The 18,167-nt window shown below is 74.4% G+C and carries 18 protein-coding genes; 8 read left to right on the top strand and 10 right to left on the bottom strand.

All coding sequences use genetic code 11. The features are described from left to right. The first annotated feature begins 5 nt into the window (after positions 1-5). The gene (locus ABT092_RS21125) at positions 6-815 is read left to right on the top strand and encodes a methyltransferase domain-containing protein (RefSeq protein ID WP_351246062.1); all 810 of its coding nucleotides are present in this window, start codon (positions 6-8) and stop codon (positions 813-815) included. Between the two features lie 22 nt (positions 816-837). On the opposite strand, the gene ABT092_RS21130 is transcribed toward ABT092_RS21125, so the two are convergent. Then, complete coding sequence (locus tag ABT092_RS21130) at positions 838-1,536, bottom strand: GvpL/GvpF family gas vesicle protein (RefSeq protein ID WP_351246064.1); 699 nt, start codon at positions 1,534-1,536, stop codon at positions 838-840. A gap of 163 nt (positions 1,537-1,699) precedes the next feature. Here ABT092_RS21130 and ABT092_RS21135 point away from each other — a divergent pair, with 163 nt between their 5' ends. Continuing rightward, positions 1,700-2,068 carry a VOC family protein gene (locus tag ABT092_RS21135; protein WP_351246066.1) on the top strand — a complete coding sequence of 123 codons (369 nt, stop codon included), beginning with the start codon at positions 1,700-1,702 and terminating at the stop codon, positions 2,066-2,068. A 30-nt stretch (positions 2,069-2,098) separates the two neighbouring features. Here the strand turns inward: ABT092_RS21135 and ABT092_RS21140 are convergent, their stop codons facing one another. The 7 genes from ABT092_RS21140 to ABT092_RS21170 form a co-directional block, all read right to left on the bottom strand. Then, entirely contained in the window at positions 2,099-2,344 is a 246-nt protein-coding gene (locus ABT092_RS21140) for a LapA family protein (RefSeq protein ID WP_351246068.1), read from the bottom strand. Positions 2,345-2,458: 114 nt separating this feature from the next. Further along, positions 2,459-3,406 (bottom strand): S66 peptidase family protein, encoded by a 948-nt coding sequence (locus ABT092_RS21145; protein ID WP_351246070.1) that lies wholly within the window; start codon positions 3,404-3,406, stop codon positions 2,459-2,461. After that, positions 3,403-4,785, bottom strand: a complete 1,383-nt coding sequence (locus tag ABT092_RS21150) for a M20/M25/M40 family metallo-hydrolase (protein ID WP_351246072.1) — start codon at positions 4,783-4,785, stop codon at positions 3,403-3,405. The genes ABT092_RS21145 and ABT092_RS21150 overlap by 4 nt, the downstream gene beginning before the upstream one ends. Continuing rightward, entirely contained in the window at positions 4,778-5,611 is an 834-nt protein-coding gene (locus ABT092_RS21155; RefSeq protein ID WP_351246074.1) for a M55 family metallopeptidase, read from the bottom strand. Before ABT092_RS21155 ends, ABT092_RS21150 begins: the two co-directional genes overlap by 8 nt. Before the next feature lie 117 nt (positions 5,612-5,728). After that, on the bottom strand, positions 5,729-6,451 hold the full coding sequence (locus ABT092_RS21160; protein ID WP_351246076.1) for a class I SAM-dependent methyltransferase: 723 nt from the start codon (positions 6,449-6,451) through the stop codon (positions 5,729-5,731). A gap of 56 nt (positions 6,452-6,507) precedes the next feature. Beyond that, positions 6,508-9,042: an ATP-binding SpoIIE family protein phosphatase gene (locus ABT092_RS21165; RefSeq protein ID WP_351246078.1), complete on the bottom strand. Its 2,535-nt coding sequence runs from the start codon at positions 9,040-9,042 to the stop codon at positions 6,508-6,510. A gap of 166 nt (positions 9,043-9,208) precedes the next feature. Continuing rightward, positions 9,209-9,652 (bottom strand): SRPBCC family protein, encoded by a 444-nt coding sequence (locus tag ABT092_RS21170; protein WP_351246080.1) that lies wholly within the window; start codon positions 9,650-9,652, stop codon positions 9,209-9,211. Between the two features lie 207 nt (positions 9,653-9,859). On the opposite strand from ABT092_RS21170, the gene ABT092_RS21175 reads away from it, so the two are divergent. Then, positions 9,860-10,900, top strand: coding sequence for an Rv2578c family radical SAM protein (locus tag ABT092_RS21175; RefSeq protein ID WP_351246082.1), 1,041 nt, complete (start codon positions 9,860-9,862; stop codon positions 10,898-10,900). 145 nt (positions 10,901-11,045) lie between these two features. After that, positions 11,046-12,611: an alpha/beta hydrolase gene (locus tag ABT092_RS21180; protein WP_351246084.1), complete on the top strand. Its 1,566-nt coding sequence runs from the start codon at positions 11,046-11,048 to the stop codon at positions 12,609-12,611. 15 nt (positions 12,612-12,626) lie between these two features. Here ABT092_RS21180 and ABT092_RS21185 read toward each other — a convergent pair whose 3' ends face one another. Next, positions 12,627-13,193, bottom strand: a complete 567-nt coding sequence (locus tag ABT092_RS21185) for an adenylosuccinate lyase (RefSeq protein ID WP_351246086.1) — start codon at positions 13,191-13,193, stop codon at positions 12,627-12,629. Between the two features lie 144 nt (positions 13,194-13,337). Here ABT092_RS21185 and ABT092_RS21190 point away from each other — a divergent pair, with 144 nt between their 5' ends. Further along, the gene (locus ABT092_RS21190; protein WP_351246088.1) at positions 13,338-14,150 is read left to right on the top strand and encodes a TetR family transcriptional regulator; all 813 of its coding nucleotides are present in this window, start codon (positions 13,338-13,340) and stop codon (positions 14,148-14,150) included. Positions 14,151-14,172: 22 nt separating this feature from the next. Here ABT092_RS21190 and ABT092_RS21195 read toward each other — a convergent pair whose 3' ends face one another. After that, on the bottom strand, positions 14,173-14,589 hold the full coding sequence (locus ABT092_RS21195) for a hypothetical protein (protein WP_351246090.1): 417 nt from the start codon (positions 14,587-14,589) through the stop codon (positions 14,173-14,175). Positions 14,590-14,824: 235 nt separating this feature from the next. Here ABT092_RS21195 and ABT092_RS21200 point away from each other — a divergent pair, with 235 nt between their 5' ends. The 3 genes from ABT092_RS21200 (at position 14,825) to pssA (ending at position 18,033) form a co-directional block, all read left to right on the top strand. Beyond that, positions 14,825-15,793 (top strand): HpcH/HpaI aldolase/citrate lyase family protein, encoded by a 969-nt coding sequence (locus tag ABT092_RS21200; RefSeq protein ID WP_351246092.1) that lies wholly within the window; start codon positions 14,825-14,827, stop codon positions 15,791-15,793. Between the two features lie 718 nt (positions 15,794-16,511). Beyond that, complete coding sequence (locus ABT092_RS21205) at positions 16,512-17,159, top strand: phosphatidylserine decarboxylase (RefSeq protein ID WP_351246094.1); 648 nt, start codon at positions 16,512-16,514, stop codon at positions 17,157-17,159. 91 nt (positions 17,160-17,250) lie between these two features. Then, positions 17,251-18,033: a CDP-diacylglycerol--serine O-phosphatidyltransferase gene (gene pssA, locus ABT092_RS21210; RefSeq protein WP_351246100.1), complete on the top strand. Its 783-nt coding sequence runs from the start codon at positions 17,251-17,253 to the stop codon at positions 18,031-18,033. The last annotated feature ends 134 nt before the right edge of the window (positions 18,034-18,167 follow it).

The following is an 18,167-nucleotide window of genomic DNA, read 5'->3' on the forward strand; positions in this document are numbered from 1 at the left end:
ACACGATGTCGAAGGACACCGCCGTCTACACGCACGGCCACCACGAGTCCGTGCTGCGTTCGCACACCTGGCGCACCGCCGCCAACTCCGCCGGCTACCTCATCGGTTCGCTGACCCCGGGCCTGACGGTCCTGGACGTCGGCTGCGGCCCCGGGACCATCACCGCCGACCTGGCCGCCCTGGTACCGGAGGGACACGTCACGGGGGTGGACCGGGCCCCCGGGATCGTGGCCCGGGCCCGGGCCACGGCCGCCGAACGCGGCCTGACCAACACGGACTTCGCCGTCGCCGACGTCCAGGACCTCGACTTTCCGGACGACTCCTTCGACGTCGTCCACGCCCACCAGGTGCTCCAGCACGTCGGCGACCCCGTCCGGGCCCTGGCCGAGATGCGACGGGTGACCCGACCGGGCGGTCTGGTGGCCGTGCGGGACGCCGACTACGCCGCCATGGTCTGGCACCCGCGGGTGCCCGGCCTGGACGACTGGCTGGACCTGTACGAGCGGGTGGCCCGGGCCGGCGGCGGCGAACCGGACGCCGGACGGCGGCTCAGGTCCTGGGCGTTGGCGGCCGGATTCACCGAGGTCACCGCGACGGCCGACACCTGGTGCTTCGCCACCGAGGAGGAACGGGCCTGGTGGGGCGGGCTCTGGGCGGACCGCACGGTGGCCTCCTCCTACGCCGACCAGGCCCTGGCCGGCGGCCACGCCGACCGGGCCGGACTCCAGCGGGTGGCCGAGGCGTGGCGGCAGTGGAGCGCGGCGCCCGACGGCTGGTTCGCCGTGCTGCACGGCGAACTGCTCTGCCGGGCGTGACCACCCCCCACCGTCCGGCGGGTCAGTCGCCGCCGTACGGAGCGGGCGTGAAGGAACGGGGCGCCCACGGTCCCGACAGCGAGGCGGTCGGTGCGGGGCGCCCCGCACCGTACCGGTCGACTGTCTCCACGAACTCCTCGCTGAGGGTGCGGGGCACCAGATAGGCGGCGCGCAGCAACACCGGGCCCTGCGACGGGGGCGGCGCGCCGTGCCGGTCCGGCGGATCGAGGCGCCACTCGTCGGCCAGCGCGGTCAACCGCTCGTGCACCTCCCGCACCGCACCCTCCGGTGCGCCGCCGGGGGGCGGCCCGTCGTCCGCCGCACCGGGTTCCCCGGTCACCGTCACCGTCCACTCGACCCGCCCCGCGAGCCGGTCCAGGGTGCGGGCCAGCCGGTCACCGTCCGCGGCCAGCAGCACCCGGACGGCGCTGTCGTCCGGGAACACCGCCCCGGGGCGCACCGGCAGCGGGGTGGTGACCGTCGCGAGCGCGGAGAGCACCGCCTCGTGGGCGCGGACGATGCCCGCGTACCACTGCGGGTCGGCCAGGTGGGCACGGAGCGACTCGCCGGCGAAGGCCCGGGCGGGCACGGCACTGACGACCGCGACGAGGGAGCCGTGCCGCACCTCCCGGGCCGGCGCCCCGGCGACGCCCCGCAGTTCGGCTTGGAGCGGTGCGCTCCAAGGACGGCACACGGCGTACAGGTATCGCGGATCGGTCATGGTGCCACCCTTCCCCGCGGCAGGCCCGGGACGACATCTTCGCGCCGGCGGCGCGCGGGGCCCGGGCGAGGACCAACCGATCGGGGTACTGCCCGGGGCCGGCCGAAACGCCCTTCGGAGGAACCGATCACCTGCCGCGCGGTGGCCAACTAGGCTCGCCCGCATGGAGATCCTGGGAACCACACTGCGCATCTGCGTCACCGACCTGACGTCCTCGGTGTCGTTCTACGAGCGGTTGACCGGCCGTCCGGCACAACGCTTCGAACGCGGCGGGGTGTCGGTGGCCGCGGTCGGCTGCTTCCTGTTGATGAGCGGTCCGGCCGAGGAGCTGGACGTGTTGCGCCGGGTGGCCGCGACCATCGCCGTGCGGGACGTGCACGAGACGGCAGCGGTGCTCGGCGCATCCGGGGCGAAGGTCCTGGCGGGGCCCGTGGACACCCCCGCCGGACGCAACCTGATCGCGCTGCACCCGGACGGTTCGGTGTTCGAGTACGCGGACCGGGGGGCGGGCGGGGGTCTGGACGCCGGGTAGGCCCCCGGCGGGCGCCGACGCCGGCAGCGGTCAGCGGCGGCCGCGGCGGCGCAGGAAGTACGCCCCGCAGAGCGCCCCGATGATCCACATGGCCAGCAGGGCCAGCCAGAGCGGCATGGTGACCTCGGGGATCAGCAGCCTGATCTTGGTGTCCTGGGTGTTCTCGAAGATGAAGATCAGGGCCAGGATCGCGAGCACGATGACGACGATCCGGCCGGGCGTGGCCAGTTCGCCGACCGTGCTCCGGGACTTGGTCGTGGTCGTTCTGGAGCTCATGGTGCCCACCCTTCGCCGTGTCCGGGCCTCCCCACCAGCATGGGCAGCCACCGGCCGCTCCGCACGGCGAACCGGAGGGCCGGCGACACCGGGCGAGCGGGTGGACGCGGACGGTCAGCCCAGGGCGGGGGCGCCGAGGGTCAGGGTGCCCGCGTCGGCGTCGAGGACCGCCGGCGCGCCGAGCGGCAGGGTGGGGGCCCCCGGGGCGTGGCCGAAGCCGCACTCCTCCAGCACCGGCACCCGCAGCGGGCCGAGCCGGTCGGCGAACACGGCACGGACGGCCTCCGCGGGGCCGCAGTCGCGCCAGGAGCCGAGCAGGACTCCGGCGACCCCGTCCAGCCAGCCGGCGCGCAGCAGTTGGGTCAGGTAGCGGTCCAGCCGGTAGGGCTCCTCCCCCACGTCCTCCAGGCACAGCAGCCCGCCGCGGGCCCCGGGGCGGGCGTGGGGGGAGCCGAGGTCGGCGGCGAGCACCGAGAGGCAGCCGCCGAGGGTGGTGCCCTCGGCCCGACCGGGGAACAGCGCGCGCCCCGTGGCGGGGGTGCACACCTCCTGCGGGGCGAACAGGGTGGTCCGCAGGTGCTCGCGGGCGCGGTCCCCGGCCCCGGTGGCGGCGAGGAAGTCGGCGGTGGCCGGCATCGGTGCGTGCAGGGTGGCGAACCCGGCCCGGACGGCGAGGGCCTCGTGCAGGGCGGTGACGTCGCTGAATCCGACGAAGGCCTTGGGGCCGGCGGCGCGCACCGCTGCCCAGTCGAGGAGGTCGACGATGCGGGCGGCGCCGTAGCCGCCGCGGGCGCACACCACCGCGGCGACGGAGGGGTCGCACCAGGCGCGTTGGAGGTCGGCCGCCCGGGCGGCGTCGGAGGCCGCGAGGTGGCCCAGGTGCGGGTGCCCGTCGAGGACGTGAGGGGTGGCGAAGGCGTCGAGGCCCCAGCCGCGCAGCACCGTGAGGCCGGCGGTGAGCTGGTCGGCCGGTACCGGACCGCTGGGGGCGACGACGGCGACCCGGTCGCCGGGGCGCAGCCGGGCGGCACGGGCCGGCGGGGCCGGGGGCGGGGGCGTCACGCGGTGCGCAGGAAGCGGTCGAGCACCCGGACCCCGAAGTGCAGGGCGTCCACCGGGACCCGTTCGTCCACGCCGTGGAACATCGCCCCGTAGTCGTACCCCTCGGGCAGCCGGAGCGGGGTGAAGCCGTAGCCGGTGATCCCGAGGCGGGAGAAGTGCTTGGCGTCGGTGCCGCCGGACATCATGAACGGGACGACGCGGGCGGTGGGCGCGAACTCCTCCAGCGCGGCCCGCATCCGGGCGTAGGTGGGGGTGTCCACGGGGGACTGGAGGGGGATCTCGTGGTGGAGGAACTCCCATTCGACGTCGGGTCCGGTGAGTTCGTCGAGGGTGGCGCGGAACTCCTCCTCGGTGCCCGGCAGACAGCGGCCGTCGATCAGGGCGGTGGCCTCGCCGGGGATGACGTTGACCTTGTAGCCGGCCTTGAGCACGGTCGGGGTGGTGCTGTTGCGGACGACCGGGGCGGCCAGTGCGGCGGCCGGGCCGAGGGCGGCGAGGTGGGCGTCGACGTCGAAGTCGGGTGCGTGCGGGTCGGCGTCGAGCCCGTACAGGGAGCCGAGGGCGGCGAGCGAGGCGCGCACGGTCGGGGTGAGCCGGACGGGCCAGGCGTGGGCGCCGATGCGGGTGACGGCGGCGGCGAGCCGGGTGACCGCATTGGCGTGGTTGATCTTCGAGCCGTGACCGGCCCGGCCGCGGGCGGTCAGCCGCACCCAGGCGGTGCCGCGTTCGCCGGCGGCGATCGGGTAGATCTGGGTGCCCCGCCCGTCGTGGAAGGTGTAGGCGCCGCACTCGCTGACGCCCTCGGTGCAGCCCTCGAAGAGCGCGGCGTGCCGGTCGGCGAGGAAGGCGGCCCCGTCCGCGGCGCTGGCCTCCTCGTCGGCGGTGAACGCGATCACCACGTCACGGCGGGGGCGCACCCCGGCGCGGGCCCAGAAGCGCACCATCGCGAGGACCATCGCGTCCATGTCCTTCATGTCGACGGCGCCCCGGCCCCAGACCACCCCGTCGCGGACCTCCCCGGAGAACGGCGGCACGGACCACCGGGCGGGCTCGGCGGGGACCACGTCCAGATGGCCGTGGAGCAGCAGGGCGGGGGCGGTGGGGTCGGTGCCGGGGTAGCGGGCGACGACGTTGGTGCGGCCCGGGACCCGCTCCAGGAGGACGGGTTCCAGCCCTGCCCCGGCCAACCGGGCCGCCGCGTACTCGGCCGCGGGGCGCTCCCGGCAGGTGCCGTCGCCCCGGTTGGTGGTGTCGATGCGGATGAGGTCGGAGGTGAAGCGCACGACCTCGTCGAGGGCCCGCTCGTCGACCCCGGTGGCCTCCCCGGACGCGGCGGCGGCCCCGTCGGCGCCGGGGTGGCCGGGGCTCAGCTCAGCCATAGCTCTCCTCCACCGCTGCCGAGACGATCGTGGTGACCGCCTTGAACGTCCGAATGCCCTCGTACATGGTGTCGCTGGTGTAGACCGCCCGGCGCTCCCCGCTGCGGCGCACGCCCGGGACGACGGTGGCCGCGTGGCCGAGGTGCTCCGCGTCGAACTCCATCTCCACCGTGAACGGCCCGTCCCCGGCCGGGGCGTGGCGTCGTGCCAGGGCCACCGCCTCGGTGGCCGCCGAGCGGATCGCGGCGGCGGTGCGGGTGGGGGTGCGGCAGACCGCGGCGTACCGCGAGACGTGGTCCTTGACGGCCACCTTGAGCGCGCCGGGTGCGTAGCCGAGGGCGTCCTCACAAGTCAGGTCGTCGCCGGTGACGAGGATGACGGGCACTCCGAATTCGGCGACCACCCGGGCGTTGAGCAGGCCCTCGCTGGCGCGTTCGCCGTTGAGCCAGACGCCGGTGAGGGAGTTGGCGAGGTAGGTGTGGGCAAGGACGCCCTCCATCCCGGCCCCGGTGTGGTAGCCGAGGAAGGCGATGCCGTCGATGTCGCCGTGCTGCACGCCCTCGACCATGGAGAGCGACTTGTGGCGGCCGGTGAGCAGTTCGACCCGGTCGTCGAGACGTTCCAGCAGCAGGTTGCGCATGGTCCAGTGGGCTTCGTTGACCAGGACGGTGTCGGCGCCCCCGGTGAAGAAGCCCTGGACGGCCGCGTTGACGTCGGAGGTGAACAGGGTGCGGCAGCGTTCCCACTGCGGGGTGCCGGGCAGCACGTCGGCCGGCCAGGTGACTCCGGTCGCGCCCTCCATGTCGGCGCTGATGAGGATCTTCACACCGGGGCTCCCCTCTTCCTCCGGTCACGGTACGCGCCGCCCGGGGGCGGAGCCAGGAACCCCGGAGCGGGTTCACCGGTCCGGACCCTCCCGCGCGCCGGGGCACCGGCCGGTGGTTCAGCGCTCCCGGGCCGTGACCAGCAGCCAGCGGGAGGGGAGCACGATCGGGCCGGCCTCGGTGGTCTCGGTGGTGGTGAGGGGGAGGTCGCCGCGGGCGAGGATGCCGAGCCCGGCGGCGCGCACGTGCACGGGCACCGAGGCGTCCGGCACCTCGCCGGGCGCGATCCCGTGGGCGAGGACCGGGGCGAGCTTGGCCGGCGGGCCGGTCGGGGCGGCGGCGAGGCCGCGCAGCAGGGCGCCGGCGGCTTCGGCGGGCTCCACCAGGAAGCCGCGGCCGCGGGCGCCCAGCAGGGTGGCGATCCCGTCCACGAGCGGTTGGCGCTCCTCGGGCGGGCACTGGTGCAGGACCCCGCGCATGTACACGTGGGCGTCGCCGAGTTCGTCGTGCAGTTGCCCGGCCGTGGCGGGGTCCGCCATGTCGGCGGTGCGGAAGTCGACGGTGCCGGCGGGGTCGGCGCGTCGGGCGTGCGCCACCGCCGCGGGCGCCAGGTCGGTGCCGACGACCCGGGGGAAGCGCCGGGCGAGGTAGCGGGTCTGGGTGCCGTTGCCGCAGCCGATGTCCACCAGCGGCAGCCCGCCGATGAAGTGGGATTCGAACAGGGTCAGGTGGACGGCCACGGTGGTGGCGGGGTCGGCGTCCCAGAACACTCCGCCCGCCTCGCCGGGCGCCTCGCTCCAGAACCCCTGCCAGGCCGTTTCATGCGCCCGTCCCTCGTCCATGCGGTGCCCCGTCCGCCGGCGCGTTCGAGCCGCTCCCGAACGTCGGTACGAACGGTCTACCCAGCAGGAGGCATCGGCAAGGGTCGCCGCCCGGGCCGGGCCCGGACGTGCGGCAACGGGAGTTCGCACCACACGGTCTTGCCGGTGGCGGTCCGCCCGCTGCCCCACTGCCGGGCGAGTGCGCTGACCACCCGCAGTCCGCGTCCGGCCTCGTCCCGGGAGCCCGCACTGAGCAGCGTCGGCAGGTGGTGGTCCCCGTCCGTGACCTCGCACAGCACGCCGTCCGCGCCCCGGACCAGGCGCACCGCCACCTCGCCGCCGCCGGCGTGCCGCACCGCGTTGGCGACCAGCTCGCCGACCAGCAGTCGGGCGGTGTCGACGAGCGGGGCCAACCCCCAGTCCGTGAGCCGGTCGGCCACGAAGGCCCGGGCCCCGCGGACCCGCGCCGGGTCGGCGGGCAGCCGGTGGTGGGCCACGTCCCCGGCGTCGATGCCGTTCAGCCGGGCCATCAGCAGCGCCACGTCGTCCTTGCGGCCGCCCCGGCGGGCCAACGCCCGGATGATGGTGTCGCAGGCGGCGTCCATCGAGGCCGCGGGGTGGGCCGCCGACTCGCAGAGCGTGGCCAGGCCCACCCCGATGTCCTCGTCGCGGGCCTCCACCAGCCCGTCGGTGCACATCACCAAGCGGTCGCCGGGGGACACCGGCACCCGCACCGTCTCGAAGGGCACTCCGCCGACCCCGATCGGGGCGCCGGTCGGCAGGTCGAGGAGCTCGCTGCGCCCGTCCCCGGCCCGGACCACCACGGGCGGGATGTGGCCCGCGTTGGCGATCTCCAGCCGGCCCCGCACCGGGTCGTACACCGCGTACAGACAGGTGGCGAGGTAGTGCTCGCCCAGTCGCTGGGCGAGGTCGTCCAGATGGCGCAGCAGTTGCGCGGGCGGCAGGTCGAGGGCGGCCATCGTCTGGACGGAGGTCCTCAACTGGCCCATCATCGCGGCGGAGTTCAGGCCGTGCCCCATCACGTCGCCGACGACCAGGGCGGTGCGGGAGCCCGGCAGCTTCACCGCGTCGAACCAGTCGCCGCCGATCCGCCCGAGCAGGGTGCCCGGGAGGTAGCGGGTCGCGAGGTCGCAGCCCGGCATCCGGGGCGCGATGTGCGGCAGCATGCTGTCCTGGAGGGTCTCCGCCACGTTCTCCTGGTGGGTGTACATCCGGGCGTTGTCCAGGACGAGCCCGGCGCGGGCGGCGAGTTCGGCGCCAGTGACCCGGTCCATGTCGTTGAAGACCGGCCGCTCCCGGTGGCGCAGCAGGATCATGAAGCCGAGCACGACGTTGCGGGCCTTGAGCGGAACGACCAGCATCGAGCGGTGGGTGATGAGGGGGCGGATGTCGCGCTTCTCGAACTGCGCGGCGATGGCGTTGCCCATCTCCTCGCTGATCCGCGGGACGAGGACGGGATCTCCGGTGGTCATGCACTGGAAGAACGGGGTGTGCACCGGAAAGGGCATCGACTCGCCCACCGGCACCACGTCGTCCCAGCGGCCGGGTTCGTCGGTGTGCTCCACGGCGACCCGGTGCCACAGGGTGCGCGCGTCGGGCGGCCCCTGGGGGAAGCCCTCGCCCGCCACCACCTGTTCCCGCAGGTAGGTGCCGGCGACGTCGGTGAACCGGGGCACCACCGCACGGCTCACCTCCAGGATGGTCCGCGCCAGGTCGAGCGAGGACCCGATCCGGCCGCTCACCTCGTTGAGGAACTCCAGGCGCTCCCGCACGGCCGCGTACTCCAGGTCGACCGCCTCCTCGTCCGGGGTCGCGCTACCGTCCGGGGCGGGTGGTGCGGCGGCGGCGCGGGCCCGGCGCTCCCGGCGCTCGGCACGACGGGTCACTCCCCAGTCCGGGGTGACGGGGACGCGGTCGTACTGGCTGAACTCCATCACCGGATAGCCGAGTTCGAGGACCTGTTCGGCGATGGCGGCGCTCTCGGCGACGCTCATGCTGGGCAGGATCTCGGGCAGTCGCCGGGCAAGGTCCTCGGCGTCGGGGAACTCGGTGTGCCGGGCGAAGCGGGGCGCCACGCTTCGCGTACCGTCCGGGACGTCGACCTCCTCGGCCACGCCGCTCCGGTCGATCTCGGTGGCGAGGACGAGCAGTCGCGCCGCTGCCGGTCCGACCAGCGGATAGGCCCACCACAGGACCTCGATGCGGCGGCCGGTCGGGTCGTCGGCCGCCGCGTACCGGGGGTGCGGCACCCGCCCGCCGCGCGCCGTGTGCGCCCCGGACGCGGCTGCGGGGAGCCGGGCGCGCCCCGCGACGGCGTACCCGGTGCCCTCGCCCAGGGTCCGGGCCAGGTCGGGGCCGTCGTCCTCGTCCGGCGCCTCCTCCGGGGTGTCGGGGAGCGTCCCGGCGACGGGCAGCAGATCCGTGACGGGGCACCCCACGGCGGTGTCCCGGGCGGGCCCGAAGAGCCGCCGGGCGCCCGTGCTCCAGTGGGTGACCAGGCCCGCGCCGTCCACGACGACCACCGCGAGCGGGACCCGGCCGGCCGGGCCGCCGGCGCCCTCGGGGCGTACGGGTCCCGTGCCGTGCTCCATGGCCGAGGCTCCTTCCGGGGCGTGCCACCAGTCTGGTCCGGTGACCACGGTACGTCCGGCGCGCGTCGCGGTGTGCGACAACGCCGGAACTCGCGCCGCTCCGCGCCGCCTTCCACCCCCCCCGCACGCCCCCCGGGCGGCCCGCGCCGCCCGGGGGGAGGGAGCGCTACTTCTCCATCTCGACGGCGAGCCGGGCGAGGAGGGCGTCGTAGATCCGCCCGAGGCCCTTGGGGGCGAAGGTCCGCTCGAAGAAGCCGCCGATGCCGGTGGCGCCCTGCCAGCGGGAGGTGACGACGACCCGGGCCCGGCCCTCCCCCGCCGGGGTCACGATCCAGGTGGTGACCATGGAGGAGTTGCGGTCCTTCTCGACCAGTTCCCCGTCCTTGGGCTCGGTGACCTCCAACAGGCAGTCCCGCACCCGCTTGCTGGTGGCCTGGAGCCGCCAGTGGACGAGGGTGCCCTCGCCGTCGCCGCCCTCGCGGACCTCGTACTCGCTGAACTGCTCCGGCAGCAGCTTCGCGCGCACGTCGCTGTAGTCAGCAAGTGCGTCGAAGACGTCGTCGGGGTTCGCCGCGATGATCCGCTCCGTGGTGGCCTCGACCTGCGCCATTGCACTTCCTCCAAGGCTCGTTTTCCCAAAGGTCCACGGAAAGCCAACCACCCCGGCGGTCACGCCCCCAAATCGGGGTCGTGGTTCGGGTCGCCCGGGGCGGCGGACCGGCCCGTCGACCGCCCTCGGATGGCCGCCCGCATCCCCGTTCGACACAAAAACGAACATCTGTTCTAGTCTGTACGGGTGAGCTGACGAGGAGGCGCCATGCGCTGGGAGAACCTGACCGACGACACCGCACCCCGCGCGGGCGGCACCCCGGGACTGTTCGACGCGAACGCGGTGACCACCCGCACCTTCGACACCCCCGAGTTCCGCGGGATCACCTTCCACGAGGTCCGGGCGCGCTCCCTGCTGAACCGGGTGCCCGGGGCGTCCCGGATGCCGTTCGAATGGACCGTGAACCCGTACCGCGGCTGCACCCACGCCTGCGTGTACTGCTTCGCCCGCAAGTCGCACGGCTACCTCGACCTGGACTCCGGGGTCGACTTCGACACCCAGATCGTGGTCAAGGTCAACGCGCCCGAGGTGCTGCGCCGCGAACTGGCCTCACCCCGCTGGTCGGGGGAGCACGTCGCCATGGGCACCAACGTCGACTGCTACCAGCGGGCCGAGGGACGGTACCGGCTCATGCCGGGCATCCTCGCGGCGCTGCGCGACCGCGCCAACCCGTTCTCGGTGCTGACCAAGGGCACCCTGATCCTGCGGGACCTCGACCTGCTGCGTCAGGCCGCCGAGGTCACCGAGGTCGGCGTCTCCTTCTCCGTGGGCTTCACGGACCCGACGCTGTGGCGCACGATCGAACCGGGCACGCCGGATCCGCGGCGCCGCCTCGACGCGATCGCCGCCCTCCGTGAGCACGGCATCCGGTGCGGGGTGCTGATGGCCCCGGTGGTGCCCTTCCTCAGCGACTCCCCCGAACAGCTGCGGGAGACCGTCCGCGCCGTCGCCGCCTCGGGAGCCGGCTCGGTCACCCCGCTGGTGCTGCACCTGCGCCCGGGCGCCCGGGAGTGGTTCACGGCCTGGCTGGCCCGCACCCACCCGCGGCTGGTGCCGCGCTACGAGCGGCTGTACGCCCACGGGGCGTACGCGCCGACCTGGTACCAGCGCCGGATCACCCGACAGGTCCACGAACTCGCCGCGGAGTACGGGATCGGCCCGCGCACCGACCACCGGCGCACGGCGCGGAACACGGACCGTTCCCCCACCGCCGAACCGCCCGGAGCCACCCAACTGACCCTGCTGTGACCCGGGCCGCGGGCCGCCCCTCACCCGTTCGGGGCAACGAGCGGCAACACCCGGGCGACCGGGGCCGATCCACCAGCGCGGTCCGGAAGCATGCGCGGGGGGTCCGTGGGTCCACGGCCCCGTACCCTCCGCCCCGGAAGGCCCCGTGAAGAAACGCACCGCCGCGCTCTGCGGCCTGGCCGCGGCACTGCTCCCCGCCCTCGCCCTCCCCCCGCAGGCCGGCGCCGCCCCCGCACCGGCACCCACCGCCCTGGAGTGGTCGGACTGCGGCACCGCACGCCACCCCGCCCTCCAGTGCGCCTCCCTCGACGTCCCGCTGGACCACGACCGCCCGGACGGCCGGCACATCACCCTGGCCCTGTCCCGGGTCCCGCACACCGCACGCACCCACCGGGGGCCCCTCCTGGTCAACCCCGGCGGCCCCGGCGGCAGCGGACTGTCCCTCGCCGGGGTGGTGGCGGACGGCCTCCCCAAGGAGGTGGCGGCCCGGTACGACGTCATCGGCTTCGACCCGCGGGGCGTGGGCCGGAGCGAGCCCGCCCTCGACTGCCTGCCGGGCCACTTCGACCCGGTGCGCCCGCCCAGCGTGCCCGGCACCGCCGCCGACGAACGGGCCAACGTCGAACGGGCCCGGGCCTTCGCCCGGGCCTGCGGCGAGAAGCACGGGGACGTCCTCCCCCACCTCGACACCGTCAGCACGGTGCGGGACCTGGAGGCGATCCGCACCGCACTGGGCGCTCCGCGGATCAGCTACCTGGGCTACTCCTACGGCACCTACCTCGGCGCGGTCTACGGCACCCGCTACCCGCACCGGGTGCAGCGGATGGCGCTGGACTCGGTCGTCCACCCCGAGCAGGTCTGGTACCGGGCGAACCTCCGGCAGAACACCGCGCTCAACGCCCGCCACCGGGCGTTCCTGGCCTGGGTGGCCCGGCACGACGCCGTCTACCGGCTCGGCACCGATCCCGAACGGGTGGCGCGGGCGTGGTACGCGATGCGCGAGGCGCTCACCCGCGCGCCGGCGCACGGCGAGCTGGGCGGTGCGGAGGTGGAGGACACCTTCCTGCCCGGCGGCTACTTCGACGGCTACTGGCCCCACCTGGCCGAGGCGTTCGCCGCCTACGCCCACCGCGGCGACACCGGCCCGCTGGTCGCCGCCTACGAGCGGTTCGGCGCCCAGGACGCGGCCGGGGACAACGGCTACAGCGTGTACACCGCCGTGCAGTGCCGGGACTCCTGGTGGCCCCGCGACTGGGACGACTGGCGCGCCGACCAGCGCCGGCTGCACCCCACGGCACCGTTCTCCACCTGGAACAACGCCTGGTACAACGCGCCCTGCGCACACTGGCCGGTCCCCCCGTTGGTCCGCCCGCGCGTCGGCACCGACGAGCTGCCGCCGGTGCTGCTGTTCCAGGCGACCGGGGACGGCGCCACTCCCTTCGCCGGCGCGCTCGCCCTGCGCCGGGCGCTCGGGGGCTCCCGCCTGGTGGTGGAGGAGGGCGGCGGGAACCACGGGGTGACCCTGAGCGGCAACGACTGCCTCGACCGTCACCTCGCCGCCTACCTGGACACCGGTCGGGTGCCGCGGGGGCGGGCCCCGGGTGCGGACGCCGTCTGCGCCCCCGGGCCCGCACCCGTACCGCGTCCCGGGCCCGGTGCCGCGACGGGCCGGGGCGCGGCCCTGCACGGGGCGTTGGGCTTCGGGCGCTGAGCGGTCCGGGCGGGCTCAGCCCAACCGGGCCAGCGCCCGCTCGGCGCTCGGCGCCAGGGCCGCGCGGGTGCCGGCCTCCCGGAGCACCGGGCGGGCGCGGGCGTCTCCCAACTCCCCCAGCCCCTCGATGCACGCCAGGGCCACCGCTCGGTGCGGGTCCCGCGGGGCCAGCCGGCGTTCCAGCACGGTGATCAGCGCGGGCACCGATTCGGGCGCGCGCAGGGCGGTGAGCAGGCGCACCGGGTGCAGTGCGTACCCGACCCTGAGTTCATTGGTGGCGAGCGCCGCCGCGGCGCGGGCGGTCCGCGGGTCGGCCAGCCGGGCCAGCGCCGCGGCGGCGCCGGCGCACCGCCGGGGATCGCGGTGGTTGAGGAGGAGCACCAGGGGTTCGAAGGCGCGCCGGTCCCCCGTGGCGCCGAGCCGCAGGGCGGCCAACTCCCTTGCCCACAGCGGCTGCCCGGGCGTCACCAGCGCCTCCGCCAGCACCTCGGGGTCATTCGTCGCGGCCAGCCGCCGGTAGGAGGCGCCACCGCCGGACTCCTCGCGCAGTCGCTCCATGAGCACGCGCCGCTCCTCGTCCACGATCCGACCCTACCGCTGCGGAACGTCACCCCGGGGACACCCGGGGCGACGGTGGTCCGGCCGGGCGGGGGCGGGGGGGCGTGCGCCGTCGTCCCGGAGCGGGGACGTGCACGCCGGAACGATCGGATGGAGTACGTTCATGGCATGTCCCAGTCCGCGGATTCCGCCCGCCGTCCGCCCCGTCCCCCCGCGTCCGAGGCACCCGGGAGCTCGGCCGGGAGCCGCGCCGCCGCCCAGCGTCTGAAGATGCGCCGGGAACTGGCCGCGGCGGCCATGGAGCTGTTCGCGACGAAGGGGTACGAGGCCACCACGGTCGACGAGATCGCCGCCGCCACGGGGGTCGCGCGCAGGACGTTCTTCCGCCACTTCCGGTCCAAGGAGGAGGCGATCTTCCCCGACCACGACGACACCCTGGTCCGGGCCGAGGCGGTGCTCAACGCGGCCCCGCCGCACGAGCCCCCGTTGGACACGGTGTGCCGCGGGATCAAGGAAGTCATGAAGATGTACGCCGCCTCGCCCGCGGTGTCGGTGGAGCGCTACCGGCTCACCCGGGAGGTGCCGACGCTGCGGGAGCGGGAGATCGCCTCCGTGGCCCGTTACGAACGGCTGTTCACCCGCTATCTGCTGGCGCACTTCGACGAGCAGGCGCACCACGACGGCAATGACGATCCGTTGCTCGCGGAGGTGGCGGCCTCCGCGGTGGTGACGGCCCACAACCACGTCCTGCGGCGATGGCTGCGGGCCGGCGGCGAGGGCGACGTGGAGACCCAGCTCGACCACGCCTTCGCGATCGTCCGCCGGACGTTCGGCACCGGCATCGGCTCGGGGCGGACCGCCTCCGTGTCCGCCGCGGAAACGGCCGGCGGGGGGCAGGTGCTGGTCGCCGTGGCCCGGACGGACGCACCCTTGGACGAGGTCATGCGGACCATCGAGGGCGCGTTGCGCGCGGAGGGCTGAGCCCCCTCCGCGCGCCCCCGGGTCAGGACGCGCAGAAACCGCGCTCCAGGGCCGCGTTGAGCTTCTTGCCCTGCGCCTCGGTGGTCTTCACGCCCTCGTAGCTGAAGCGCTGGGCCGCGAGCCAGTCCACCTTGGGCGCCTTCGCGTGCATCGCCGCGCACTGGTTCTGGGCGGCGATCACGGCCTTCTGCTCGTGCTCGGCGGCCTCGGGCGCCACCTCGGCGATGGCGGCGATCAGTTCGGTCCGCGCCGCGCCGGTGGGTTCGTCCGGCACCCCCGCCGCCTCGCGCGCGGCGGCCAGCCGTTCCTCCGTCGCCTTCTGAGCCCCTTCCTGGGCGGCGGGCTCGGCCGCGGCCGGCGCGTCGGGCTCGGCGCTACAGGCGGTGAGCGTCAGCAGGGCTACGGCGCCGACGACGGCCGTGGTGATCCGGGTGCGCATGTTTCTCCCCAGGACGGTCGATGAACGGCCCCATCATGCGGGACCCACCGGGGAGAAACAGCAGAATCGTCGAACGCCCCCGTCCCGTGAACCGCTTCCGTCCCGTACCTCCGCGAAAGTCCGTTCGGGCGGGGCGGTCGCCGGGCCGCCGGGGGGCTTCGGCACCATCGAGATCGACAGCCGTATCGTCGACCGGACCCGCTCGGCGAACCGCCCCGACCCAGGAGGTCCCCGCATGACCGCCCCCGTCAACCGACTCCGTCCGCGCCGCTCCTGCCTCGCGGTCCCCGGGTCGAACCCCCGGTTCCTGGAGAAGGCGCAGCAGCTCCCGGCCGACCAGGTGTTCCTGGACCTGGAGGACGCCTGCGCACCCCTCGCCAAGCCCGGGGCCCGGCACACCGTCGTGACCTTCCTCAACGAGGGCGACTGGGGCGGCAAGACCCGGGTGGTCCGGGTCAACGACTGGACGACGGAGTGGACGTACCGCGACGTGGTGACGGTGGTCGAGGGCGCGGGCCAGAACCTCGACTGCCTGATGCTCCCCAAGGTGCAGGACGCCCAGCAGGTGGTGGCGCTGGACCTGTTGCTGACCCAGATCGAGAAGGCGATGGGCTTCGAGGTGGGCCGCATCGGCATCGAGGCGCAGATCGAGAACGCCAGGGGCCTGGTGAACGTGGATGCGATCGCGGGCGCTTCGCCGCGGCTGGAGACCATCGTCTTCGGCCCGGCGGACTTCATGGCCTCCCTCAACATGAAGACGCTGGTGGTCGGCGAACAGCCGCCCGGGTACCCGGCGGACGCGTACCACTACATCCTGATGCGGCTGTTGATGGCGGCCCGCGCCCACGACCTCCAGGCGATCGACGGCCCCTACCTCCAGATCCGCAACACGGACGGCTTCCGCGAGGTGGCGGGGCGGTCCGCCGCGTTGGGCTTCGACGGCAAGTGGGTGCTGCACCCGGGGCAGGTGGAGGCGGCGAACGAGGTGTTCTCCCCCTCCCAGGAGGACTACGACCACGCCGAGTTGATCCTGGACGCCTATGCGCACCACACGTCGGAGGCGGGCGGGCGCAAGGGTTCGGCGATGCTCGGCGACGAGATGATCGACGAGGCGTCCCGGAAGATGGCGCTGGTGATCGCGGGCAAGGGCCGCGCCGCCGGACTGTCCCGGACCTCGGCCTTCGAAGCTCCCGGGGAGCGGTAGGAGGGCGGAGCCCCCCGGCCCCGCACGGCCCGCGCATTCCGGCCAATCACGGACCGGGGGGTGTCCTTCGCCGGGGCTTCCATCGGATGATGGGAACAGCGGGAAGCAGGGCGGGGGACGGGCCCGCGCACGGCCACCGACCCCGGGGCGGGTGCGGGAACTGGCGCTTCTCACCCATGGCGACGGACGGCCTGCGGAGCGTCAACGGCGGGGGCCGGGCCGCCCGGTCCGGGCTGGCCGAGATGGTTACCACGGTCGGGACGGCGCGTGCGATGATGGTGATCGCAGCGCGCAAAAAGGACTCCGGACGACGAAACGGCCTCGGGGCCGGGACGGCGGGCGCCTCACCTCCGAGCAAGGTCGCGGAGGTCGCGGGGACACCGTCCGGAACCATGCGGTTACGGCTCCTCCACGGGGTACGAGATCGAACGCCTCCACCACGGGGCCACCGATGCTGCTGATCGGCGAAGGAACCGCCCGGATCCAGACGGTGCCCCTCGGGCTCGGAGCGCTCGAAGGACACCGACTCCCTGGACGACCATCGGGCTGGTTGCCCCGATAAGGGTGGTTTCTTCGAGAAGAACGTCACATCCTGTCCACCCTGTTCGGGCTTCGACTCAGCTTCCTGGCTTGCCCAGTTGCGGCCCGCAACCGATACGATCGCGGAACAGCCGCCGTCCCCCGTCCAGCGCGGCACCATCCGCTACGAAGGTCATCCATGCCCGACAGCCAAATCTCTGCACCTCGCGGCCGGGTCCGCCTCGCTCGCGGAGCGTCGCCGTGGCTCCTGCCGACGGTCGCCACCGCCGCCCTCAGCCTGGCCCGGTCGCGTCGTTCCTCGAAGGCCGCCGCCATCGCCGTGCCCGCGACCGCACTCGCGGCCGGCATGCTGTGGTTCTTCCGCGACCCCGAGCGCGAGATCGCCCAGGGCCGGGTCATCTCCCCCGCCGACGGAGTGGTGCAGAGCATCATGCCGTGGAAGGACGGACGGACCCGGGTCGCGATCTTCATGAGCCCGCTCAACGTCCACGTCAACCGTGCTCCCCTCTCCGGCACCGTGACGTCCGTGGAGCACGTCCCGGGTGGATTCGTTCCCGCGTTCAACAAGGAGAGCGAGAACAACGAGCGCGTCGTCTGGCACTTCGACACCGAGCTGGGCGACATCGAGATGGTGCAGATCGCCGGAGCCGTCGCGCGTCGCATCGTGCCGTACGTGCCGCAGGGCACCAAGGTCGAGCAGGGTGATCGGATCGGCCTCATCCGCTTCGGCTCGCGCGTCGACATCTACCTGCCGGAAGGCGTGGACGTGGATGTCGAGGTCGGGCAGAAGACGACCGCGGGGGTGACTCGCATTGACCGTGATTGATCCCGAAACATCGCCCGGAGCCCAGCCCGGCTGGGCGCCCGAGGCCAAGGCCGCCGAGGGGCGCGAGGGAACCGAGGACGAAGCGGAGGACATGCCGCTGTCGCTCCGGCTGTCGATAGCGGACACCCTCACCCTCGGCAACGCCACCTGCGGCTTCATGGCGGTGTACTTCACCACCACCGGCATCCTGATCCCGCACCTCACCGGCAGCGACGAGTCCGGCATGGCCCGGCACTCCGCCGCCACCGCGGTGATCCTCATGCTGTGCGCGGCGGTCTTCGACCTCTTCGACGGCCTGGTGGCCCGCAAGCTGCGGTCGTCGCCGATGGGAGCGGAGCTCGACAACCTCTCCGACCTCATCAGCTTCGGCCTCGCCCCCGCCTACTTCGTGCTCGTCTACGGCATGGTCGCCGACGACGCGTACCAGAAGGTGGCCGCAGTCGGGGCGATCGTGGTGCTGTTGGCGGTGGTGCTGAGACTCGCCCGGTTCTCCTGCGTCACCCTGCGTGACGGGGTCTTCCAGGGCATGCCCAGCCCCTTCGGGGCGCTGACCGTGGTCTCCATCGTGCTGCTCGGACTGCCCTTCTTCGCGACGCTGCTCGCGATCGTGGGCACCGCGTGGCTGATGGTGAGCCGGGTGGAGTACCCCAAGCCGCGCGGACGGCTCGCGGTGGCGATGCTGTCGTGGATCGTGCTCAGCATGGGGCTGCTCGCGGCCTGGGCGTTCGACGCGCCCGGCGGGCTGCTGCTGCTCCAGACCGGCTGTGCGCTCCAGCTCGTCATGGGTGCGGTGATCCCGCTGTTCGCCACGGCCCGCCGGGTGAACAACTTCCGGGACAACCGGCGCGAGGCCCGCGCCGCCCACATGCCGTAACCGCGCGCCCCGCGCAGACGCCGGTGGGCCCCGACCACGTGGTCGGGGCCCACCCGCGGGCGGGGTGGCCGCGGTCCGACCACACGGGGCGCGGCCCGCCCGGGGGCCCCGCGCGCCAGCCGCGGGGCGGGCGG

This window comes from Streptomyces sp. NPDC002490 (genome assembly GCF_040296045.1).
Classification (GTDB): domain Bacteria; phylum Actinomycetota; class Actinomycetes; order Streptomycetales; family Streptomycetaceae; genus Streptomyces.